The 21,861-nt window shown below is 70.0% G+C and carries 19 protein-coding genes; 13 read left to right on the forward strand and 6 right to left on the reverse strand.

The window, feature by feature from the left end; genetic code table 11:
* Positions 1 to 107 precede the first annotated feature (107 nt).
* Positions 108 to 371, reverse strand: a complete 264-nt coding sequence (locus tag ACFWU9_RS13005) for a WhiB family transcriptional regulator (protein WP_023541320.1) — start codon at positions 369 to 371, stop codon at positions 108 to 110.
* A gap of 693 nt (positions 372 to 1,064) precedes the next feature.
* Between ACFWU9_RS13005 and ACFWU9_RS13010 the strand changes: the two genes are divergently transcribed.
* The 3 genes from ACFWU9_RS13010 (at position 1,065) to ACFWU9_RS13020 (ending at position 3,911) form a co-directional block, all read left to right on the forward strand.
* On the forward strand, positions 1,065 to 1,565 hold the full coding sequence (locus ACFWU9_RS13010) for a cysteine dioxygenase (RefSeq protein ID WP_384317350.1): 501 nt from the start codon (positions 1,065 to 1,067) through the stop codon (positions 1,563 to 1,565).
* 13 nt (positions 1,566 to 1,578) lie between these two features.
* On the forward strand, positions 1,579 to 2,547 hold the full coding sequence (gene cofD / locus ACFWU9_RS13015) for a 2-phospho-L-lactate transferase (RefSeq protein WP_384317353.1): 969 nt from the start codon (positions 1,579 to 1,581) through the stop codon (positions 2,545 to 2,547).
* A 65-nt stretch (positions 2,548 to 2,612) separates the two neighbouring features.
* Positions 2,613 to 3,911 (forward strand): coenzyme F420-0:L-glutamate ligase, encoded by a 1,299-nt coding sequence (locus ACFWU9_RS13020; protein WP_384317654.1) that lies wholly within the window; start codon positions 2,613 to 2,615, stop codon positions 3,909 to 3,911.
* Between the two features lie 65 nt (positions 3,912 to 3,976).
* Here ACFWU9_RS13020 and ACFWU9_RS13025 read toward each other — a convergent pair whose 3' ends face one another.
* The 3 genes from ACFWU9_RS13025 to ACFWU9_RS13035 form a co-directional block, all read right to left on the reverse strand.
* A complete protein-coding gene (locus ACFWU9_RS13025; RefSeq protein WP_384317355.1) occupies positions 3,977 to 4,984 on the reverse strand; it encodes a DNA-3-methyladenine glycosylase family protein in 1,008 nt (335 codons plus the stop codon).
* Between the two features lie 481 nt (positions 4,985 to 5,465).
* Positions 5,466 to 6,548, reverse strand: a complete 1,083-nt coding sequence (locus ACFWU9_RS13030; protein ID WP_384317357.1) for a sugar phosphate nucleotidyltransferase — start codon at positions 6,546 to 6,548, stop codon at positions 5,466 to 5,468.
* 62 nt (positions 6,549 to 6,610) lie between these two features.
* Positions 6,611 to 7,978 carry a peptidoglycan recognition protein gene (locus ACFWU9_RS13035; protein WP_384317360.1) on the reverse strand — a complete coding sequence of 456 codons (1,368 nt, stop codon included), beginning with the start codon at positions 7,976 to 7,978 and terminating at the stop codon, positions 6,611 to 6,613.
* Between the two features lie 137 nt (positions 7,979 to 8,115).
* On the opposite strand from ACFWU9_RS13035, the gene ACFWU9_RS13040 reads away from it, so the two are divergent.
* The 4 genes from ACFWU9_RS13040 to ACFWU9_RS13055 all read left to right on the forward strand — a co-directional run bounded on the left by ACFWU9_RS13040 (position 8,116) and on the right by ACFWU9_RS13055 (position 14,536).
* The gene (locus ACFWU9_RS13040) at positions 8,116 to 8,880 is read left to right on the forward strand and encodes a TIGR03089 family protein (RefSeq protein WP_384317362.1); all 765 of its coding nucleotides are present in this window, start codon (positions 8,116 to 8,118) and stop codon (positions 8,878 to 8,880) included.
* Between the two features lie 179 nt (positions 8,881 to 9,059).
* Positions 9,060 to 10,583: an LCP family protein gene (locus ACFWU9_RS13045; protein ID WP_384317364.1), complete on the forward strand. Its 1,524-nt coding sequence runs from the start codon at positions 9,060 to 9,062 to the stop codon at positions 10,581 to 10,583.
* A 225-nt stretch (positions 10,584 to 10,808) separates the two neighbouring features.
* Complete coding sequence (locus tag ACFWU9_RS13050; protein WP_384317366.1) at positions 10,809 to 12,698, forward strand: LCP family protein; 1,890 nt, start codon at positions 10,809 to 10,811, stop codon at positions 12,696 to 12,698.
* A 71-nt stretch (positions 12,699 to 12,769) separates the two neighbouring features.
* The gene (locus ACFWU9_RS13055) at positions 12,770 to 14,536 is read left to right on the forward strand and encodes an LCP family protein (RefSeq protein WP_384317369.1); all 1,767 of its coding nucleotides are present in this window, start codon (positions 12,770 to 12,772) and stop codon (positions 14,534 to 14,536) included.
* A 76-nt stretch (positions 14,537 to 14,612) separates the two neighbouring features.
* On the opposite strand, the gene ACFWU9_RS13060 is transcribed toward ACFWU9_RS13055, so the two are convergent.
* Positions 14,613 to 15,644: a glycosyltransferase family 2 protein gene (locus ACFWU9_RS13060; RefSeq protein ID WP_384317372.1), complete on the reverse strand. Its 1,032-nt coding sequence runs from the start codon at positions 15,642 to 15,644 to the stop codon at positions 14,613 to 14,615.
* Between the two features lie 344 nt (positions 15,645 to 15,988).
* Between ACFWU9_RS13060 and ACFWU9_RS13065 the strand changes: the two genes are divergently transcribed.
* Positions 15,989 to 17,377: an LCP family protein gene (locus ACFWU9_RS13065; RefSeq protein WP_384317374.1), complete on the forward strand. Its 1,389-nt coding sequence runs from the start codon at positions 15,989 to 15,991 to the stop codon at positions 17,375 to 17,377.
* Positions 17,378 to 17,429: 52 nt separating this feature from the next.
* Here the strand turns inward: ACFWU9_RS13065 and ACFWU9_RS13070 are convergent, their stop codons facing one another.
* Complete coding sequence (locus ACFWU9_RS13070) at positions 17,430 to 17,978, reverse strand: acyl-CoA thioesterase (protein WP_384317377.1); 549 nt, start codon at positions 17,976 to 17,978, stop codon at positions 17,430 to 17,432.
* A 119-nt stretch (positions 17,979 to 18,097) separates the two neighbouring features.
* On the opposite strand from ACFWU9_RS13070, the gene ACFWU9_RS13075 reads away from it, so the two are divergent.
* The 5 genes from ACFWU9_RS13075 to ACFWU9_RS13095 all read left to right on the forward strand — a co-directional run bounded on the left by ACFWU9_RS13075 (position 18,098) and on the right by ACFWU9_RS13095 (position 21,800).
* Positions 18,098 to 19,378, forward strand: coding sequence for an LCP family protein (locus ACFWU9_RS13075; protein WP_384317379.1), 1,281 nt, complete (start codon positions 18,098 to 18,100; stop codon positions 19,376 to 19,378).
* A gap of 247 nt (positions 19,379 to 19,625) precedes the next feature.
* Positions 19,626 to 19,817, forward strand: coding sequence for a hypothetical protein (locus ACFWU9_RS13080; RefSeq protein ID WP_384317382.1), 192 nt, complete (start codon positions 19,626 to 19,628; stop codon positions 19,815 to 19,817).
* Positions 19,801 to 20,325 carry a DUF6879 family protein gene (locus ACFWU9_RS13085; RefSeq protein ID WP_384317385.1) on the forward strand — a complete coding sequence of 175 codons (525 nt, stop codon included), beginning with the start codon at positions 19,801 to 19,803 and terminating at the stop codon, positions 20,323 to 20,325. Before ACFWU9_RS13080 ends, ACFWU9_RS13085 begins: the two co-directional genes overlap by 17 nt.
* A complete protein-coding gene (locus ACFWU9_RS13090) occupies positions 20,322 to 21,152 on the forward strand; it encodes a helix-turn-helix domain-containing protein (protein ID WP_384317386.1) in 831 nt (276 codons plus the stop codon). Before ACFWU9_RS13085 ends, ACFWU9_RS13090 begins: the two co-directional genes overlap by 4 nt.
* 423 nt (positions 21,153 to 21,575) lie before the next feature.
* On the forward strand, positions 21,576 to 21,800 hold the full coding sequence (locus ACFWU9_RS13095) for a DUF397 domain-containing protein (protein ID WP_384317389.1): 225 nt from the start codon (positions 21,576 to 21,578) through the stop codon (positions 21,798 to 21,800).
* Positions 21,801 to 21,861 lie beyond the last annotated feature (61 nt).

Consider the following 21,861-nt stretch of genomic DNA (forward strand, 5'->3'; position numbering starts at 1 on the left):
TCCGCCGCCTGCGAAGAGTGCGCAGCCGACGGACCGTTCGGAGAATGTCGCGCGAGGTGTCACGCGGGCTATCGCGTGGGGCGCGAGCGGAGATTGGCTGGAAGTGTTCAAACCGCGGCCTTCTTGAGACGTCGGCGTTCACGCTCGGACAGACCGCCCCAAATACCGAATCTCTCGTCGTTGGCGAGGGCATACTCCAGGCATTCGGAGCGGACCTCACAGGCGAGACAGACCTTCTTCGCCTCGCGGGTGGAGCCGCCCTTCTCGGGGAAGAAGGACTCGGGATCGGTCTGGGCGCACAACGCGCGCTCCTGCCAGCCGAGTTCCTCGTCCGCGTCCTCGACCAGCAGTTGTTCGAACAGCTCGGTCATGTGCGCCCCTCGTCTGTCTTTACGTCCCCGTGCTTGCGGCCGCTACCGTTTTCGGCCGAACGACACGAGTGAAATTACAAGTGTGCGGATACGAGCCAGTCAAGCCGAGATCTGCTATTGGTCCCGGTATTCACTCTGCGGAACCAAGGCTATGCGGAAAGTGTTCAAATCACCAAAAACCTGACACATGCCACTGGCCTGCCCGCATCCACCCCTCCCAGAGGGAGACGCCGGGAGTTTCGTCAGTGTTGCGATTCAGCCACCGAAGCGATCCGAATCACAGTCTGATCACGGGACCTTGACGGTGTTTGCGAGCACGGCTGCTGCGCCATGTCTCCACGTCAGCCGGTGCACAAACCTTTCTCCGAACTCAGTAACCGGATGAGGTGAAACATTGGCGCCAAATCGGTCACTGAGTTGACAGCCGGGAAGCCTTCCCGCCACCTTTGAACGCATGCCGATCACCTCAGCGCCGTACGCGGTCCACACCCGTGGGTTCCGCAGCGCTGTCCAGGCGCGCTGTTGCTGTTCCTGTTGTCCCTGCTGTTGAGCCACTGACGCTCCGGCCGGACATGTAGTTCACGCGGTTCGCACACTTCTTCCGCGTATCCGCGGGTCCCGTATCACCGCTCCCGCTCCCCGCTCACCTCCCGTCAGCTCGTTCGGGCCTTCTGCCGAGGAACCTCCACACCCATGAACAGCGACAGTGACCTTCACATCGCAGGCGACATCCTTGAGGTGCCGCACCTTCTCCAGCCCGCCCGTGAGCATCCGGGCACCGTGGCCGAGTTCGCCGGTCTGGCCCGCGCCATCGCCGCCGACCGCTCCCGGTGGGCGGCGCTCGTCGAGTACGACGCCGTGAGCCGTTGGTACCACCGGCTCGGCGCCGGTCCCGGTTACGAGGTCTGGCTGCTCTCCTGGGTGCCGGGCCAGCGCAGCGGGCTCCACGACCACGGCCGCTCGTCCGGGGTCCTGACGGTCCTGGAGGGCGAACTGACGGAGCGTACGGAGCGGGCGACCCGGAGCCTCGGCGGCGGCGCGCAGCGGGTCTTCGCCCCCGGATACGTCCACGAGGTCGTCAACGACTCGATCGAACCCGCGGTCAGTCTGCACATCTACTTCCCGGGTCTGACCGAAATGCCGATGCACTCCGCGCGCTGCGCCCCGGCGGCCCAGGATGTCGTACCCGCCTGACAAACTGCGGAGCATGCGCATTGTGGTTCTGGCCGGCGGTATCGGTGGTGCCCGTTTCCTGCGTGGCCTCAAGCAGGCCGCGCCGGACGCGGACATCACGGTGATCGGCAACACCGGTGACGACATCCATCTGTTCGGGCTCAAGGTCTGCCCGGACCTCGACACGGTGATGTACACCCTCGGGGGTGGCATCAATGAAGAGCAGGGCTGGGGACGCGAGGGCGAGACGTTCCAGGTCAAGGAGGAGCTCGCGGCGTACGGCGTGGGGCCCGAGTGGTTCGGCCTCGGCGACCGCGACTTCGCCACCCATATCGTCCGTACGCAGATGCTGGGGGCCGGCTATCCGCTGAGCGCGGTCACCGAGGCGCTCTGCGCGCGCTGGAAGCCCGGCGTACGGCTCCTGCCGATGTCCGACGACCGCGTCGAGACGCATGTCGCCGTCGATGTGCCGGACAGTCCGACCGGTGAGCGCAAGGCCGTGCACTTCCAGGAGTACTGGGTGAAGATGCGCGCCTCGGTGGAGGCGCACGCGGTCGTGCCCGTCGGCGCGGACCAGGCCAAGCCCGCGCCGGGCGTGCTGGAGGCCCTCGCCGCGGCCGACGTGATCCTCTTCCCGCCGTCCAACCCGGTCGTCAGCATCGGCACGATCCTGGCGGTGCCGGGGATCCGCGAGGGGATCGCCGACGCCGGGGTGCCGGTCGTGGGGCTCTCGCCGATCGTCGGGGACGCGCCCGTGCGTGGCATGGCCGACAAGGTCCTCGCGGCGATCGGCGTCGAGTCGACGGCCACCGCCGTGGCGCAGCACTACGGTTCGGGGCTGCTGGACGGCTGGCTGGTCGACACGGTCGACGCGGCGTCGGTCGCGGAGATCGAGGGCGCGGGAATCCGCAGCAGGGCCGTACCGCTGATGATGACCGATCTGGACGCGACGGCCGCGATGGCGCGTGAGGCGCTGGCGCTGGCCGAGGAGGTGCGGGCGTGACGTCGTACGGAGACGGGCCGTCCGGAGGCGGGCGGTCCGGAGACGGGCCGTCCGGAGGCGGTGACGTGGGAGCGGCGTCCTTCGGTGTCCGGGCGCTCGACGGGCTGCCGGAGGTCCGGGCGGGCGACGACCTGGCGAAGCTGATCGTCGCGGCCGGGCCCGGTCTGGCCGACGGGGACATCCTTCTCGTCACGTCGAAGATCGTGTCCAAGGCCGAGGGCAGGATCGTCGAGGCGCGGGACCGCGAGGCGGCGATCGACGCGGAGACCGTCCGCGTCGTCGCGCGGCGCGGACCGCTGCGGATCGTGGAGAACCGGCAGGGTCTGGTGATGGCCGCGGCCGGCGTCGACGCGTCCAACACCCCCTCGGGGACAGTGCTGTTGCTGCCCGAGGACCCCGACGCGTCCGCTCGCGCCGTCCGGGACGGGCTGCGGGACGCGCTGGGCGTGGACGTCGGGGTGATCGTCACCGACACCTTCGGCCGGCCCTGGCGCAACGGGCTGACGGATGTCGCCATCGGCGCGGCGGGCGTGCGGGTCCTGGACGATCTGCGCGGCGGTACGGACGCGCACGGCAATCCGCTGAGCGCGACGGTCGTGGCTCTCGCCGACGAACTGGCCGCCGCCGGCGACCTCGTGAAGGGCAAGGCCGCCGGGCTGCCGGTCGCGGTGGTGAGGGGCCTGGCCCACCTGGTGGGCGAACCGGCCGAGGGCGCGCGGGCGATGGTGCGGGTCGCGGCCGACGACATGTTCCGGCTGGGGACGTCGGAGGCGGTACGGGAAGCGGTCACCCAGCGGCGTACGGTCCGGGAGTTCACCGACGAGCCCGTCGATCCGGGCGCGGTGCGGCGGGCGGTGGCCGCGGCGTTGACGGCGCCGGCGCCGCATCACACGACGCCGTGGCGGTTCGTACTGCTGGAGTCGCCCGAGTCGCGGACCCGGCTCCTCGACGCGATGAAGGAGGCGTGGATCGCGGACCTGCGCGGCGACGGCAAGTCGGAGGAGTCCGTGGCCAGACGGGTGCGGCGCGGGGACGTGCTGCGCGCGGCGCCGTATCTGGTGGTGCCGTGCCTGGTCGCGGACGGCGCGCACACGTACGGCGACGAGCGGCGGGACACGGCGGAGCGCGAGATGTTCGTGGTCGCGACGGGCGCCGGTGTGCAGAACTTCCTTGTGGCGCTGGCCGGTGAGCGGCTCGGTTCCGCGTGGGTGTCGTCGACGATGTTCTGCCGCGACGTCGTACGGGACGTGCTCGAACTGCCCGCGAGCTGGGACCCGATGGGCGCGGTGGCGATCGGGCACGCGGCGGCGGAGCCGAAGCGGCGGGCCGCGCGGGCGGCGGAGGACTTCATCGAGGTGCGCTGAGCGGCTGCCCCGCAGCTCCGCCCCTGCCGGCTACAGACCCTGCCGACTACTCCAGACCCTGTCGGCTACAGGTGGGCGATTCTGCCGACGGGCATGCGGGGGGCGCGGCGGGGCGGGGTACGGCCGGTGAGGAGGATCAGCCGTACGGCACGGTGTCGCTGTCCGGCGTACGGCTCCAGCAGTTCGAGCATCCCGGCGTCGTCGGTGTCGGGGCGGCCGGCGAGCGCGTAGCCGATGATGCCCGGCAGATGGAGGTCGCCGACCGTGACCGCGTCCGGGGCGCCGTTCGACCGCTGAATGACCTCGGCGGCGGTCCAGGGGCCGATGCCGGGGATCAACTGGAGGCGGGCGGCGGCGGGTTCGGGCTCCATCGTGGCCGCCTCCTCCAGCCGGCGGGCGACGCGGACGGCGCGCGCGACGGTGTCGGAGCGTTTGGCGTCGACACCCGCCTTGTGCCACTCCCAGGACGGGATCATGGCCCAGGTGCGGAGGTCGGGCATCACGTACATCCGGCTGTCGCGGCGGCCGTCGGGGGAGTCGCCGTACGGGCCGGGGGCGGGCTCGCCGTACTTCCGTACGAGATGGCGCCAGGAGCGGTTCGCCTCGATCGTCGTGACCTTCTGTTCCAGGACCGAGGGGATCAGCGACTCCATCACGCGGCCGGTGCGGCACAGGCGCAGGCCGGGGCGGCGGCGCTGGGCGGCGGCGAGGAGTCTGTGGCGGGGGACGAAGGCGTCGGGGTCGTCCGACGCGCCGAGCATCTCCGGGAGGCGCTCCAGCAGCCAGTCCGCGCCGTCGCCCCACGCCTCGGCTCGTACGCCGCCGTCACCGGCCCTGACGCGGAGGGTGCCGGGCCCTTCGGGTGTCCGGGTGGCACGGACGGCGGAACCGTCGGGAAAGATACGGAAGGTGGGGTCGGCGGGCCCGCGACGCAGCGGCCCGAGGACGAGCCCCAGCTCGAAGTGGCCCCGGGGCGCCCAGAGGCGGGTTTTGGGGGGTGCGGTGTCGCGGCTCGGCCGTGGGGCGGGCAGGGCGGGGGTGGTACGGGGGCGGGGGGCGAAGCGGCCTGCCACGGGGGTCCTTGGGGGTCGGGGTCTCTGAAGAGGGTAGGCGGTCCCACCCGCGCCCCTTCCCCCAACCCCGCCCCTCCCCGAATCCGGGGGCGCCGCCCCCGGACCCCCGTGGCCGGGGAGACGAAGGGCGGGCTGCGCCGCCGGGGGCCGGCCGAAACCGGGGCGAAGCCCCGAACCCCGTGCCGGGGAGCGTGTGACGCGCCGCCCGCGTACCCGGCGCACAGTTGGAACCGGGGCACAGCCCCGGACCCGGCTGCCGGGAAAGCCCGGACGCGAGCCGCGCCGCCCCCGGAACCCCGTGCCGGAGGGGGCAGGCCGCGCCGCACGCGTCCCGGGCGCCCAGCTCAAACCGGGGCTCGGCCCCGGGCCCCGCAGGCTTCGCGGCCCCCGTTGGCCGCGACGCCAAAGGTCACCGAATCCGGGTGGGACGTGCGGTACGTGCGCGTAAGCAGGTCCGCCCCCAGACCCCCGGGAGACCCCGTTACTCGTCCGAGGAGAAGCGGATCGAGTGGGGTGGGAGCGTGGTGTCGCACCAGACGCGGGCTCCCGCTTGGAGTTCGTTGTCCGGGCCCACCGTCGCGCCGTCTCCGATCACCGTGCCCGACAGTGTCGTACGGGCTCCCACCCGCGCTCCCACGCCCACCAGCGAGTCCGTGATCACCGCCCCGGGGCCGATCACCGCGTGCGGGAGGATCGCGCTGCCCGAGATGCGGGTGCCCTCCGCGATGCTCGCGCCTTCGCCGATCACCGTGCCCGCCGTGAGCTTCGCGTCCGGGGCGACCGTGGCCGTCGGGAGGATCAGGCGGTCGCCGCAGCGGCCGGGGACGGCCGGCGAGGGGGCGACGCCCAGGACCAGGTCCGCCGAGCCCCGGATGAAGGCCTGCGGGGTGCCCAGGTCCAGCCAGTACGTGGAGTCGACCATGCCGTGCAGATGCGCCCCCGACTCCAGCAGACCCGGGAACGTCTCGCGTTCCACCGACACCGGGCGGCCCGTCGGGATCGAGTCGATCACCGAGCGGCGGAAGACGTACGCCCCCGCGTTGATCTGATCGGTGACGATCTCCTCCGGTGTCTGCGGCTTCTCCAGGAACGCCGTGACCCGGCCGCTCCCGTCCGTCGGCACCAGCCCGAACGCCCTCGGGTCCTCGACCCGTGTCAGGTGCAGCGAGACGTCCGCCCCCGACGACTCGTGGGTGGCGACCAGCGCGCCGATGTCCAGGCCCGTCAGAATGTCGCCGTTGAAGATGAGCACCGGGTCGTCCGGCCCGGAGTCCAGGCGGGAGGCGACGTTGCGGATCGCGCCGCCGGTGCCGAGCGGCTCGCGTTCGGTGACGTACTCCAGACGGAGGCCGAGGGACGAGCCGTCACCGAAGTACGGCTCGAACACCTCGGCCAGATACGACGTCGCGAGGACGATGTGCTCGACCCCGGCCGCCCGCGCCCGTCCCAACTGGTGTGCGAGGAACGGGACGCCGGCCGCCGGGACCATCGGTTTGGGCGTACGCACCGTGAGCGGCCGGAGCCGGGTGCCCTTGCCGCCGACCAGGAGGATCGCTTCAGTCACCTTGTTCGTCTCTGCTTCCTGCTGGGGTCGGCGGTCCCCCGTGCAGGGGATGACGAGCCAGTCTAGGAGCGCCCCTGGTACTTCGCGGCGGATACCCGGACCGTGCCCAGCTTGCCGTACAGCCTGTTGCCCGGGCAGTCGGTCACGAACCCGTCCCGGTGACCCGAGACCGCGTTCATGCTGACCTTCCTGCCCTTCTTGTACTTGTTGCCCCCGCCCGAGATCAGCGTCACCTTGCCCTTGGGGTTGACCCCGGACAGGCCGAGCTTCCACGCGCTGAGCTTGGCGATCGCCCTGGTGACGGCCGCCGGCGGGTTGACGGTCGAGTACGACCCGAGGACGGCGATGCCCGTGCTGTTCGTGTTGAAACCGAGGGTGTGCGCGCCCATGACCGGCTTCGTCACGCCTCCGGCGCGCCCCTCGTAGATGTTTCCGCACTTGTCGACGGCGAAGTTGTAGCCGATGTCCCGCCAGCCGCTGCTCGTCACGTGGTAGCGGTAGATACCGCGGATGACGGAGGGCGCCTGCTTGCAGGTGTAGTTGTTGCCCGTCGCGCTGTGGTGGACGAAGGCCGCCTTCACCGTCTTCGTGTAGCCGAACTCGCGTTCGCGGAGCTTCTCGTTCGCGCCCCACCCCTGGCGGGAGACGATCTTCGGGCGCGGTGCCTGGTACGGCTTGGCGGCGGGTGCGGTGCCGGGGTCGGCCCCGGTGCCGGTGCCGTTGCCGGGTCCGGTGCCGCCGCCGGGTCCCGTGCCCGGTGCGGGATCGGCTCCCGTACCGCTCTCTCCGCCCGCCGGCGTGGCCGGATCGTCGGAGTCGGAGTCGGCCGCGACCGTCTCGCCGCGCGACGCGTCGGCCTCCGTCACCGGCAGTTGCTCGGGCGCCTCCCCCGGGTCGACCAGTTCCAGGCTCAGCCCGTGCGGCAGCGGCGGGCGGCCGGGGCGGGCCTCCGGGCCGGCGTCCGGGTCCTCGTACGCCTGGACCCGGACCTGGACGCCGTCCGACGCGCCGACCCACAGCGGCGCCGTGGAGCCCCGCACCGTGCCGGACTCGCGTTCCGACGTACCGCGGTCCGCGCCGTGCTCGGCGTTGTGCGTCTCCAGGCGCTGCCAGCGGGACCAGGTACCCGTCCCGGCGGAGCGGTTTCTGACCTGGACCGAGCCGTGGAGTTCCTCGTCGGCGTCGTCCCAGACGACACCGACGAGCGAGAAGGGGTGGACGTCCCGCTTGGACAGCCCCTGCTCGGTGGCGACACCGGAGGAGCGTTCGGAGCTGAGCGGGACCAGGGGCAGGGACTCGGTGGAGCCCGGCACGGGTGAGCCCGCCCGGGCGTCCTGGGGAGCCGCCACCGCCCCGGAGGTGAGGGAGAGGGGGAGGACGAGTGCCGCGGCACAGGCGACGCCGATCGAGGAAGACAGGAATACACGCATGTGCCGATCGTGCGGCCGGGGAGCCGGAGCCGCCTTCCGGGAGCAGCCGCGGAAACTGACGGGCCATCGGACCAACCGGTGGACGGCGTCACCGGTACGGCGGTGTGCGCCGGACCGCCCCGCGTACCCTTGCCCGCGTGAACGCCAGCGACCGCACCCCCGCCGACCTGCTGCGATCCGCCCTCGCCACGGATCCGGCCCGCCCCTTGATCACCTTCTACGACGATGCCACCGGTGAACGCGTGGAATTGTCGGTGGCCACCTTCGCCAATTGGGTGTCCAAGACCGCCAACCTCCTCCAGGGCGACCTCGCCGCCGTGCCCGGCGACCGGCTCGCGCTGCTGCTGCCCGCGCACTGGCAGACCGCGGTCTGGCTGCTCGCCTGTTCGTCGGTCGGGGTGCGCGTCGAGATCGGCGGCGACCCGGCCGGCGCCGACCTCGTCGTCACCGGTCCCGACACGCTGGACGCGGCCCGCGCCTGCCGTGGCGAACGGCTCGCCCTCGCGCTGCGTCCGCTCGGCGGCCGCTTCCCGAAGACACCCGAGGGTTTCTCCGACTACGCGGTCGAGGTGCCCGGCCAGGGCGACCGTTTCGCGCCGTTCGAGCCGGTCGACCCGGACGCGCCCGCGCTCTCCGTCGGCGGTACGGAACTGACGGCGGCCCAGATCGTCGAACGCGCCCGCGCGGACGCCGGGGCCCTCGGGCTGACGGCGCCGGGCGCCCGGCTGCTGTCCGGGGGGCCGTACGACACCTGGGACGGACTGTCGGCCGGTCTGTACGCACCGCTCGCCGCGGGCGCCTCGGTGGTGCTCTGCCGCAACCTCGACCGGCTGTCGGCGGAGGGGCTGGTCAAGCGGATCGAGAGCGAGCGGGTCACGGGCACGGCGGACGGCGAGGGGTGAGCGTTCGGGATAGCGTCCGGTCGGCGACACGGTGACTTGACGGCCCGACGGGTTCCGGCGCGGAACGCCGCCAGCGGTAGATGATCGTCGGTAGTTCTAGTTCAGTACACAACCAAGTGTGCGATTCAGCCGTCTACCCCTGAAACCGGCGGCGCCGTACGCCGCCGACGCCATGAAGGATGGACTTCGCCGTGACCGACAGCGCTGGCACGCCGCCCGAACGGGACCCCCGGGCAGACGACGAGCCGCCGACCGCGTCTCCCGGGTCGGACGGCCACGCGAACACGGACGCAGGCTCGAACGCGAACACGAACGCCGACGCGGGCTTGGACGCGAACACAAGCTCGGGCTCGAACGCGGACGCGGGCTCGGACGACGAGCCGACGGGAAAGTCGCAGGAGAGCGGAGAGGTCGGGGAAGGCGCGAGCGACGAGCCCGGTGACGCCGGACCCGACGGGCCCGCGCCCGTCACCGGCGAAGCCGCCGCCGTCGCGGCCGGCCCCGTCGGGAGCCACCTGCTGAAGGACGAGGACCCCGGCGACCCGGACCCCGACGCCGCCACCCCGCGCAAACGGCACTGGCTCCGCTGGACCGCCCTCGGCACCTCCGTCGTGGTCCTCGCCGCCGCCGGTGCCGGCTGGTGGTTCTACCAGAAGCTCGACAGCAACATCACCACCGACACCACCGCCGCCTCCGAGCTGCGGACGTACGAGAGGGAACGTCCCCGGCCCATCGCCGTCGACGCCAAGAACATCCTCCTCATCGGCTCCGACACCCGCGCGGGCGCGGGCAACGGCAAGTACGGCCGCGACGACGGCGGCTCGCAGCGCTCGGACACCACGATCCTGCTGCACCTGGCGGCCGACCGGCAGAGCGCGACCGCCGTCTCCCTCCCGCGCGACCTGATGGTCGAGATCCCGCGCTGTCTCACCTCGGACGGCAGGCGCTCCAGAGCCCAGTCCGCGCAGTTCAACTGGGCGTTCCAGGTCGGCGGTACGGCGTGTTCGATCCGTACGGTCGAGAAGCTCACCGGCATCCGTATCGACCACTACATGGTGATCGACTTCAGTGGCTTCAAGGAGATGGTGGACGCCGTCGACGGTGTCGAGGTCTGCCTCAAGCAGCCCGTCGACGACGTCGACGCGCATCTGAAGCTGCCGGCGGGCAAGCAGACCCTCAGCGGCGAGGAGGCCCTCGGTTTCGTACGGGCGCGCAAGACCATCGGCGACGGCAGCGACACCGAACGGATGGAGCGCCAGCAGCAGTTCCTCGGGTCGCTCGTCAAGAAGGTGCAGAGCAACGGTGTTCTGCTCAATCCCACCCGGCTCTATCCGGTGCTGGACGCGGCGACCAAATCGGTGACGACCGATCCGGGTCTGAACACGCTCAAGGATCTGTACGACCTGGCACGTGGACTGCGGAATGTACCGACGGAAAAGGTGCAGTTCATGACGGTCCCGCGCCAGCCCTATGTGAATGACCCGAATCGTGACGAACTCGTACAGCCGGACGCGGGTCGGCTTTTCTCGCAGCTGCGCAAGGACGAGCCCGTCTCCATCGCCCCCGCCGGGGAGAAGGAGAGCACAGAGCGTGACGGAGGAAGTTCGAAGACGGATGAAAAGGCGGACGACACGGGGTCGTCGAACGCCACTCCCACACCGAGTTTCCCGGGCACAAATGCCGCCGCCGGCCTGTGCGAGTAAAAGCAGAACCAAGGAGACGTCGGCAGTCTATGACGATTGGGCAGATTGCCCCCTTGTAAGAGGAGTCGAATTTGTCACCGGCGTCGCTCGACGCTGAACTGGGCGGATAGTGTGACTCGATCCGGTTTCATCGGACCGTGAGGTCGCGCACCGCCGGATCGAAAGACCGAGCGCCTTTGGGGGAAGAGGCGCTTCGCGTGGCACCGACGGAGGACTCAAGCAACCGTGGATGCGCATAGCCGTGGCGAGTCGGGCGGGATCGACCCCGCCGACCAGTGGGTACTCAACCCGCAGACCGGCAATTACGAATTGCGACTGAACCACTCCGAAGGGCAGTCGCCCGCCCCTTCCCCCGACGCGGGTAGCGGGCACGACGCTCCTCGCCGGTCCAGAAACGCACCGCCCACGGACGACGGTTCGCCGCGCGGCCGCGCACCCAGGGACCGCCGGGCGCCGGGCGCCCCGGGCGCGGGCGCCGGAGCCGCCGCGGCGGCCGGTGCCGCCGGGACGTCCGACAGCGCGGGCTCGCGCATCCCCCGCGCCCGTAACTCCGCCAACGCCAACGGCACTTCGGGCGGCTCGCGCCGCGACGTACCCGGCCAGCGCGGCCGTCGCGCCGCGAACAACGCCGACAGCGGGGCCGGCGCCGCGGGCCGCCGCAAACGCAAGGCGCCGCCGAAGTCGCGTAAGAAGAAGGTCCTCGGCTGGACCGGCGGCGTCACCGCTTTCGTCCTGATCGGCGGAGCGGGCGCGGCCTTCTACGCGTACCAGCAACTCAACGGCAACATCAACACGATCGACGTCGAGGGCGCGGGCAGCGGCGGCTTCAAGAAGGACCAGGCCGTCAACATCCTGGTCATCGGCACGGACAAGCGCACCGGGGCCGGCAACGAGAGTTACGGGGACAAGGACAGCGTCGGCCACGCCGACACCACCATCCTCTTCCATGTCTCCAAGGACCGGACGAACGCGACCGCGCTCTCCATCCCCCGCGACCTGATCACCGACATCCCGGACTGCGAGACGAAGACCGAGGACGGTACGAAGGTCATCCCGGGCGAGCAGGGCGTCCGGTTCAACACCAGCCTCGGCCAGTCCGAGCGCGACCCGGGCTGCACCATGCGTACGGTCAAGGAGCTGACCGGCCTGACCGTCGATCACTTCATGATGGCCGACTTCAACGCGGTGAAGACGCTGACGTCCGCGGTCGGCGGCGTGGAGGTGTGCGTCGGCAAGGACGTCGACGACCCCGACTCGCATCTGAAGCTGACCAAGGGCAAGCACGTCATCGAGGGCGAGCAGGCCCTCGCGTTCGTCCGTACACGGCACAGTTTCGGCAACGAGAGCGACCTGGACCGGATCCAGACCCAGCAGCAGTTCCTGGGCTCGCTGATCCGGAAGATGAAGTCCAGCGAGACGCTGACCAGCCCGACCAAGCTGTGGGACCTGGCGACGGCGGCGACCAAGGCGCTCACGGTCGACACGGGCATCGGCAGCATCGAGAAGCTGCGTGACCTCGGCGGCGAGCTGGCCAAGGTCAATCCGAAGAACATCTCCTTCACCACCCTGCCCGTCATAGACAACCCGGCCGAGGTCGTGAAGGCGACGGTCGTGGTGAACGAGGCGCAGGCGAGGCCGCTCTTCGCGATGATGCAGAACGACACCTCCCTCACCGAGGTGAAGGAGAAGGAGAAGGCCGCCAAGAGCAAGCAGGCGGCGCTCCTGAAGGGAACCAGGGCCGACCCCGCCGATGTCAGGGTCGATGTGTTCAACGGTGGCGGCCCCCAGGGGTCCGCCCAGGAGACCCTCGCCTGGCTGCAGAACGAGGAAGGCGTGAACAAGTCCACCAACAAGGGCAACGCGCCGAAGAACCTGGCCAAGACGGAGCTGCGGTACGCGCCGAACCAGGCCGATCAGGCCCGCCGTCTCGCGGACATGATGGGCCTTCCCGCCGAAGCGATGAAGCCCGGTACGGAGGACGCCGTGGGGCTGGAGGCGATGACCCTGACGCTCGGCGCGGACTTCAAGGGGGCGGGCATTCCCATCGTCGGTCCGGCAAAGGCGCCGGAAGGCGTGCAGAAGGTGGAAGCGGACAAGCAAGTGTGCGCCAAGTGAGCCCGGCTCCGGTACGCCCGGAGCCCCGACTCGTGCGGAGCGCCTGAACGACAGGGGTAGGGGGGTACGGAGTGGGGCAGAGCACGCGCAGAAACGGGACGCGGCAACGCGTCCCGCACGCCCGCGAGTTGGGCTGGGACGACAGTCTGTACGAGGACGGCCCGGGTGACGGGCCCGGTCCCGACGGTTCGGCGGGCGGGGCGAGCGGCGGCAAGGGGCCCGGTGACGATTCCGGCTCCCCCGCGGACGACAGCGCCGCGGCCGACGGCGGCGACGGGTCGGGCTCCGGGTCCGGCAAGAAGCGAAAGGGCGGTCCGCGCCGCGACGGCCCACGCCCGCGCAACCGCCGGGGCAGGCGCCGAATACTTCTCTGGGTCTCCGGCGCCCTCGCCCTGCTCATCCTCGGCACGGCCGGCGCCGGATACCTCTACTACCGTCATCTCGACGGCAAGCTCAAGAAGGAAGACCTGACGCTCGGCGACAAGCCGATGGCCGACCACACGGCCAACTCCGCGGGCCAGACGCCGCTCAACATCCTGCTGATCGGCTCGGACGCCCGCGACTCCAAGGAGAACCAGAAGCTCGGCGGCGCCAAGGAGACCTTCGGCGGCGCGCCTCTGGCCGACGTACAGATGCTGCTCCATGTCTCGGCCGACCGCAGCAACATGTCGGTCGTCAGCATGCCGCGCGACACCATGCTCAAGATGCCCAAGTGCACGGACCCGGACACCGGCGAGGTCTACCCGGCGAGCACCGTCAACGTACAGACCAACGAGAGCCTGGGGCGCGGGGGTCCCGGCTGCACCGTGGCCACCTGGTACGAGCTGACCGGCATCACCATCGACCACTTCATGATGATCGACTTCGCGGGTGTGGTGTCGATGGCCGACGCCATCGGCGGCGTACCGGTCTGCGTCCAGGAGAACGTCCACTCACGCAACGCCGAGGGCAAGGGCTCCGGGCTGAAGCTGGAGAAGGGCGAGAACGTCATCCAGGGCGAGCAGGCCCTCCAGTGGCTGCGTACCCGTTACGGCTTCGAGGACGGCAGCGACCTCGCCCGTACGCACGCCCAGCACATGTACATGAACTCGATGGTCCGGGAGCTGCGCAAGGGCGCCAAGCTGACCGACCCCGGGAAGCTGATGAGCCTCGCCGAGGCGGCCACCGACGCGCTGACCGTCGACACCGGGCTCGGCGGCGTCAAGAAGCTGTACGACCTGGCGGAGGAGCTCAAGAAAGTACCCACGAACCGCATCACGATGGCGACGATGCCCAACGTGTACGGCGAGGGTGCCGAGTCCGGGCGGGTGTATCCGAAGCCGGGCGACGCCGAGCAGCTGTTCACCATGGTCCGCGACGACGTGCCGCTCGACGGCAAGGCGTCCAAGCGCAAGCCCCGGCCCGAGACCACGGACCCGGCGGCGGCTCCGGCCGACACCGGTGTGCTCGTCCGCAACGGCACGGGCAGCGCCACCCAGGCACCGACGTCGCGGCGGGCCACGGCGGTGGCGGGGCTGCTCGTCGGCGAGGGCTACACCAAGGCCGTGTCGGACGCGACGCCCGATCCCTCCGAGCGCACCGAAGTCCTCTTCCCCAGCGCCGACCTGGAGGGCGACGCGCAGGCGGTCGCCAAGTCCCTCGGGATTCCGGTCTCTTCGGTGAAGAAGTCGACGGACGTGTCGGGGGTGACGCTGGTCGTGGGGGCCGACTGGCGTACGGGTGACACGTACCCGAAGTCGGCGGCGCCGGACGAGAACAAGACGCCGGACACGGCGCGGGCGCTCAACGGGGCCGACGAGAGCGAGTGCATGGAGATCCAGCCCGGCTTCACCTGGTAGCGGGCGAGTGAGTGACGAGGAGCCCCGGGCGCGCTGCCCGGGGCTCCTCGTCGTGCATGTCGTCCGGCCGATTCGCTCAGGCGGTCTGGCGCACGGCCGGGCGGCGGCTCGCGATGACCTTCCTGGCGAGCGAGCGCGGGCTCGTGAGGAAGCCCACCCCCCACGACATGTGCATCGTGGCGAGCGCGAGCGGGATCCGGAGCCGCGCCTTGAGCGGCAGACCCCTGCCCGCCGGTATCGAGCCGGCGACGATCGCGGCGAGATAGCCGCCGGGGACGATCAGCGCCCAGGGGGTGAACGCCAGGCCGACGACGATGCCGAGGGCGTTGGCGCAGACCGCGGCCGGCGGCGCGAGGTAGCGCAGATTGATCGAGCCGGAGTGGAAACGGGCGACGACATGGCGCCAACGGCCGTAGTCCTTGTACTGCTTGGCGAGCGCCCTGACGGACGGCCGGGGCCGGTACTGGACGCGCAGCTCGGGCGAGAACCAGATCTGGCCGCCGGCCTCACGGATCCGGAAGTTCAGCTCCCAGTCCTGGGCGCGGATGAACTCCTCGTTGTAGCCGCCCTGTTGCTCCAGGGCGGCCCGGCGGAAGACGCCGAGGTACACCGTCTCGGCGGGGCCCGCCTCGCCGCCCGTGTGGAAGGCCGCGTTGCCGACACCGATCTTGGAGGTCATCGCCGCCGCGACGGCGTGCTCCCAGTCGTTCTCGCCCTCGGCGTGCATGATGCCGCCGACGTTCTGCGCGCCGGTCTCCTCCAGGAGCCGTACGGCGGTCGCGATGTAGTTCGGCGAGAGCATGCCGTGGCCGTCGACGCGAACGACGACGGGGTGCTTGGAGGCCTTGATGGCCGCGTTGAGCGCCGCAGGCGTACGGCCGGTGGGATTGGGCACGGTAAACACCCGGGCGCGGGGGCTGTCCGCCGTCTCGCGTACGAGTTCGGCGGCGATCTCGTCGGTACGGTCCGTGGACGGGCCGAGCGCGATGACCACTTCCATCTCGCCCTCGTACTCCTGGTCCAGGATGTGCCGGACGGAGTTCCGCAGATGCCGTTCCTCGTTGAGCACCGGCATGATCACGGAGACGGCGGGGGGCTGGGCAGGCATGTGATCCTTCGGGCGTCCGGGAGACGGGTTCTGGCACGCCACGTTACCGCGAACGGGGGACCCCGACGCGCGTCGGGCGGGCTCAGCGCAAGGCTGCTGATCGTATGGGCCTACGTTGCGTCCCCTGGCCGCCCTTCGCCCCGCCACCCGGCGGTCCCCAGTCGTTCCCGTCACCCGCGGAGGTGTCCCCCGTGCCCCCACCACCCCGCTCCCCCCGGCCCCGGCCCGCCGGCCGGCCCAGTCCGGCGCGGACCGGCGTCCGGAACGCGCGCGGTGCGGGCGCCGCCCGTGGTGCGCGCGGCCGACGGCGGAACGGACAGCGGCCGGGCCGGCCCCGCTGGGGGATGCGGGTGGCCACGACGCTCTCGGTGCTGGTGCTCGGCGCGGGCGGCATCGGGCACGCCGTGGTGACGAGCGTGGACACGGGGATCGGCCGGGTGGATCCGTTCAAGGACATGAAGAACCGCCCCGACGGGGGCCACGGCATGAACATCCTCCTGGTCGGCACCGACGGCCGCGACAAGATCACCAAGGAGGAGCGGCACAAGTACCGGCTCGGTGGCGCTCCCTGCCGCTGCACCGACACGATCATGCTCGTGCACATCTCGGAGGACCGTGAGCGCGCGAGCGTGGTGAGCCTGCCGCGCGACAGTTACGCGGAGCTGCCCTCGCACACCGACGGGAACACCGGCGAGAAGCACGCCCCCCACCCGGTGAAGCTGAACGCGGCGTACGCGGAGGGCGGCCCGCATCTGACGGTGAGGACCGTCGAGAGCATGACCGGGGTGAAGATCAACCACTATCTGGAGATCGACTTCACCAGCTTCATGAAAACGGTCGACGCGCTCGGCGGGGTGGAGATCTGCACCGCCAAGCCGCTGAAGGACTCGCACACCGGCCTCGATCTGAACGCCGGGACGCACAAGCTGGACGGCGGCAGGGCGCTCCAGTACGTACGGTCCCGTTATCTGGACGGCTCGTCCGACCTCGGCAGGATGCAGCGCCAGCAGCGCTTCATGGCCGCGCTGATCAAGCAGGCCACCAGTAGCGGTGTACTGCTGAACCCGGTGAGGTTCCAGGGTGTGACCTCGACCATGCTCGACTCGGTCCGGGCGGACAAGGGCTTCGGTACGCCGGAGATGCTCGCGCTCGGCAAGGCGATGCGCGACTTCACCCCGGCGTCGTCGGAGTTCATGTCGGTGCCGGTCACCGAGGGGGGCTTCCCGGTCAAGGGCATCGGGTCGACGCTGAAGTGGGACCCGGTGAAGTCGAAGAGGCTCTTCCGGGCGCTGCGTGAGGACAAGCCGCTGACGCCGCCCGCCGCCGCCCGGCCGGCCGTGCCGGGGGTGCCGACGCAGCCGGCCTCGATGGTCGAGGTGTCGCCGCAGCAGATCAGGGTGCAGGTCTACAACGCGACGCGCCAGGACGGGCTGGGCCAGCGCGTCGACGGCGCCCTGCGCGCGACGGGTTTCGGTACGACGCGGGCCCCGCTGAATCACACGGGACCGGAGGTGACGCGTACGCAGGTGCTGTTCGACCCGCGCTGGGACCGCTCGGCGAAGTCCCTGGCCGCCGCCCTGCCCGGCTGTGAGCTGAAGCCGGTGCCGCGGCAGGGCGCGACGCTGAGGGTGATGGCGGGGAAGGACTACAAGCGGGTGCGGCCGGTGCGGGCGGAGGACGTGCACCAGGGAGAGTTCGGGGCGGTGAAGGGCGACCAGGTGGTGTGCCCGTGACGAGCGCCGCGTAGGGGCCCGCCGCTTGTACGCCCCCGTCGGCTCGGGCCGCTCAGTCGTCGATGCCGTCGGCGGCGCGCTTCTCGCGCAGCTCCTTGATCGCACGCCGCCGGGCGAGCCGGTGCGTGCGCCGGATCTGCGCCTCCTGGTAGCGCCGCTTGTCGCGCTCGGTCTCGGGGATCACCTGCGGTACGGGCCGGGGCCTGCCGTCCGCGTCGACGGCCGCGAAGACGAGATACGCGCTGCCGACCTGCTGGGCGGGGGTCGACTCGTTCCAGCGCTCGGCCAGGACCCGTACGCCGACCTCCATGGACGACCGGCCGGTCCAGTTGACCTGGGCCTTCACATGGACCAGGTCCCCGACCCGTACCGGCTCCAGGAAGACCATCTCGTCCATGGACGCGGTGACCGCGGGCCCTCCCGAGTGCCGGCCGGCGACCGCGCCCGCGGCGTCGTCGACGAGCTTCATGATCACACCGCCGTGCACCGTGCCGAGGAGGTTGGTGTCACCGCCGGTCATGATGTGGCTGAGCGTGGTGCGGGACGCCGAGGTGGGCTTTCCCGGAATATCTGTCTCGGGGCGGACGGCCTGGTCTGTCATGCCCTCCACCCTATGCGGGGGTCCGTCACGGCCCGCATTGCATCAGCTTGGCAACAGGGATGCTGTGATTTTCCCCCACCCCTGTATGCGCGACACCTCCGAGCCGCACACTGGTCGGCATGAACGATTGGCCTGACGGATGGAACGGCGACCGCGCTGACCGTGGCGGCGAGCGTTACGGACGCGGCAGCGCGGGCGGTCAGCCCGAAGGCGTACGCGCGATGCCGCACGTACAGCGGCGCGCCGTCCCCCAGCAGCCGTCGCAGGGGTACGACGGGGGCTACGACCCGCCCCCGTACAACAGCGACTACAACACCGGCCAGGTCTACGGCACCCCGGCCGACCGCGGCCAGGGCGGGCCGCCCGGTATCCCCCCGCAGGCGGGCTACAACAACGGCGGCGGGTATCCGCCCGACCACGCACCGGACTGGCGGCGCCGTATCAAGATCACCGCGATATCCCTGGTCGTCACCGTTCTCGTCGTCTCCGTGGGCACCTACTTCTGGGCCGACTCCAAGCTCAAGCGCGAGGTCGACCTCTCGAAGGTCATCGAGCGCCCGGAGGCCGGCGACGGCACGAACTATCTGATCGTCGGCTCGGACTCCCGTGAGGGCATGTCCGACGAGGAGAAGAAGGAACTCCACACGGGCAGCGCGGAGGGCAAGCGCACCGACTCGATGATGATCCTGCACGACGGCTCGAACGGCCCGACGCTGATCTCGCTGCCGCGTGACTCGAACGTGGTGATCCCCTCCTTCCGCGGCTCGGAGTCCGGGAAGATGTTCCCGAACCAGGGCCGGGAGACGAAGCTCAACGCGGCGTACGCGGAGGACGGGCCCGAACTGCTCGTCCGTACCGTCGAGTTCAACACCGGTCTGCACATCGACCACTACGTCGAGATCGGCTTCGCGGGTTTCGCCAACATCGTGGACGCGATCGGCGGTGTCGAACTCGACATCCCGAAGGCCTTCAAGGACAAGAAGTCGGGCGCCGACTTCAAGGCGGGCAAGCAGACGCTGGACGGCGAGCAGTCCCTGGCGTACGTCCGCACCCGCTACGCCTTCGCGGGCAGCGACCTGGACCGTACGAAGAACCAGCAGAAGTTCCTGGCGGCCCTGGCCTCCCAGACGGCCACGCCCGGCACGATCCTCAACCCGTTCAAGCTCTACCCGACGATGGGCGCGGGCCTGGACACCCTGATCGTCGACAAGGACATGTCGCTCTGGTCGCTGAGCCAGATGTTCTTCGCGATGAAGGGCGTCACGGGCGGCGACGGCAAGTCGATGAACATGCCGATCTCGGGCAGCACGGGCGGCAACCTGGTCTGGGACAAGGCCAAGGTCAAGCAGCTCGTGGAGCAGCTGAACAACGACGAGAAGGTCACGGTCACCTCGAACTGAGGCCACGAACGCCCCACGGAACGCCCCGACCCGCGCGAGCGGGCCGGGGCGTTCTCGTCGCGCGAGGGGATCAGGGAAGGTTGCGCGCCATGACGATGCGCTGGATCTGGTTCGGGCAGACCCGGCGCGGGTCACGCGGTTTCCCGTTCCGTCAACCGTGATCGCTTGACCGGTGCGCCCAGCTCTCGGGAGCATCAACCCAGATGCGGGGTACTTGCAGCGGCACGGGAGAGGGGAAACCCAGACCATGAAGGTCACCAAGCTGGTCAGCACGTGCGACATCAAGGACTGCCCGACGATCTACGCCACGGATCGCGGCACCTTCCTGGTACAGGGCGAGACGCCGACCGACCATGGGCTTCAGATTCCCGCCCACGAAACCCTGGTGGAGATCCCTGTGGAACTGATCCAAAAGGCCATCCGTGACAACCTCGTCTAGGACCCTCGGCGATCTCTTCGACGCATTCGAGCACGAGGCATTCCGGCTGGAGACCCTGGACGACTACAGCAGGTCCGGGAGCATCGACGCCTACCAGGCATTCCTGGCCGGGGAGCCACAGCCGGGCGACTACAACGCGGGATGGGTCAAAGAACTGCGTTCGCACACCGAGAAGGGAAAGCGGGTGTATCGGGTCCATATCCTGTCCCGCCCGCTGACGGACTATCTTCGGTTCGAACTCGGCTGGGGCTACCACAAAAACGTGAGCGGGGGTGAAGAGTTCTTCGTCCTCGACATCACCGACAAGCCCAACCCTTTGGAGAATGTTCCGGATTTCTGGTTCTTCGACTCCGATTCCGTGGCTGTGATGAACTACGACGGAAGCGGAAAATACCTGGGTTCGGAAGTGCTGCCGCCGGAGCGAACAGCGGAATTCACGCGGTACCGCGATGCAGCTCTCGCGCACGCGGAACCGTTCACCGAATGGTGGGCCAAGTACGGGACGTGAACAGAGCACAGCTCGGAGCCGCGCTGCGGGCGCTGCGACTGGCGTCCGGCAAGGAAGCCAAAGCGGTGGCCCGCAGCGCACTCATGTCTCCGTCCAAGCTGTCCAAGATCGAGAATGCGAAGCTGGCACCCAGCGCGACGGACGTAGAGCGCGTCCTGACCGCCATCGGCGTCTCGGACGAGGTCAAGGCGGAGTACGCGGAAGCCGCACGCGCGTCAGCGACGGAGGCGACGGCGTGGCGCCTGCTCAAGCGGATCGGGGTCCACAAGGGCCAGCAGGCCGCCAAGGCTCTGGAAGCCCAGATGTCTGTACTGCGGCTGTTTCAACCCGCGCTCGTTCCGGGCCTGCTCCAGACTCCCGAGTACATCCGGGCCATTCTGCGACGCCACGAACTGAGTGAAGACGCACTCACGCGAACAATCAATGGGCGACTCGAACGGCAAGCGGTTCTCTACGACAACGCAAAGTCACTTCGATTCATCATCACCGAACCTGTCCTGCGCTGGCGCATCGTGCGACCTCAGATGATGGCCGCTCAGCTTGATCGAATCGTCTCTATTTCACGCCTCTCCCACGTGGACATCCGGATAGTCCCTCTGCGGGTTCAGCAGCACGACATCGCCAATCACGCCTTCGTCATCCGTGACGACCGCATGGTGACCGTTGAAACCGTCCATGCCGAGGTCGTCGTTACGGACCCGCGAGATGTGAGTCTCTACGTTGACAAATTCGAAGGATTCGAGCGAGCAGCGCTGGCCGGCGACGAAATGCGGGATCTGATCGAAGGTATCCGCAACGACTTTTTGCGGGAACAGGAAACAGGCTAGAGGCGCGATCGAGGCCCGCCGAAGATGGGGGCCATGGTGAGTGACAGCAGGGCACATAGGGCCGGAGCGCCTGATCATCTGGGCAGCAGCGAGGCCCGACATTTCCTCTCCCGTGTTTCCGGAGCGCTCGGCGTCGGCGGCGTGCTCATGGTGCAGAAGAGCGACCCGGGCCCCGAAGGCGCTGACCTGGCCCCCGGTTCGGCCTTGCGCTGGCCCCGCTGCGAATGCGGGAGCCCGAAGTGTCCCGACTCCGAGGCCCCGCCGAGTCCGCCGCCCGAAGGACTGAGCAGCAGAGTTGCCGAGGCCAACGCGCGAAGCCGTAGGGGCGGGCTGTGAGCAGCAGTGGAATCCCAGAACTCCCGCCCTGGAACGGGCGGCGGCGGTCAGCCATGACCGCGATTAGTTGAGCAGGAAGGTGCAGTGATGCAGAACGGAACCGACCTGTACGCGCTCGACATCAACGGGGCCTCGTTCGTGCAGGCGTGCGGCGGCCCCTGCACCGAGGGGTGCGTGACCCTGGCCCGGATCGGCGACGACGCCTGGGCCCTCGGTGACAGCAAGCGGCCCGACGCTCAGCCGCTGCGGTTCACCACGGAGGAACTGGACGCGGCCGGGATCGACCCGGCGCGCTTCGGCCTGAACGTCTGATCCTCCCCTCACGCCAGCCGGGCCGGGGCCGTCCCCGTCCCTGGGTCCGGTCCGGCTGGTA

It is taken from the genome of Streptomyces sp. NPDC058653 (assembly GCF_042716895.1).
In the GTDB taxonomy this organism is placed as follows: Bacteria; Actinomycetota; Actinomycetes; order Streptomycetales; family Streptomycetaceae; genus Streptomyces.

Bases quoted from the DNA above. Each gene is read 5' to 3' on its own strand.
- ACFWU9_RS13035 (WP_384317360.1), bottom strand. From the start codon at position 7,978: ATGCGTGTATTCCTGTCTTCCTCGATCGGCGTCGCCTGTGCCGCGGCA.
- ACFWU9_RS13065 (WP_384317374.1), top strand. From the start codon at position 15,989: ATGCGGGTGGCCACGACGCTCTCGGTGCTGGTGCTCGGCGCGGGCGGC.
- ACFWU9_RS13075 (WP_384317379.1), top strand. From the start codon at position 18,098: ATGAACGATTGGCCTGACGGATGGAACGGCGACCGCGCTGACCGTGGC.
- ACFWU9_RS13095 (WP_384317389.1), top strand. From the start codon at position 21,576: ATGCAGAACGGAACCGACCTGTACGCGCTCGACATCAACGGGGCCTCG.
- ACFWU9_RS13010 (WP_384317350.1), top strand. From the start codon at position 1,065: ATGAACAGCGACAGTGACCTTCACATCGCAGGCGACATCCTTGAGGTG.
- ACFWU9_RS13060 (WP_384317372.1), bottom strand. From the start codon at position 15,644: ATGCCTGCCCAGCCCCCCGCCGTCTCCGTGATCATGCCGGTGCTCAAC.
- ACFWU9_RS13080 (WP_384317382.1), top strand. From the start codon at position 19,626: ATGAAGGTCACCAAGCTGGTCAGCACGTGCGACATCAAGGACTGCCCG.
- ACFWU9_RS13045 (WP_384317364.1), top strand. From the start codon at position 9,060: ATGGACTTCGCCGTGACCGACAGCGCTGGCACGCCGCCCGAACGGGAC.
- ACFWU9_RS13005 (WP_023541320.1), bottom strand. From the start codon at position 371: ATGACCGAGCTGTTCGAACAACTGCTGGTCGAGGACGCGGACGAGGAA.
- ACFWU9_RS13070 (WP_384317377.1), bottom strand. From the start codon at position 17,978: ATGACAGACCAGGCCGTCCGCCCCGAGACAGATATTCCGGGAAAGCCC.
- cofD (WP_384317353.1), top strand. From the start codon at position 1,579: ATGCGCATTGTGGTTCTGGCCGGCGGTATCGGTGGTGCCCGTTTCCTG.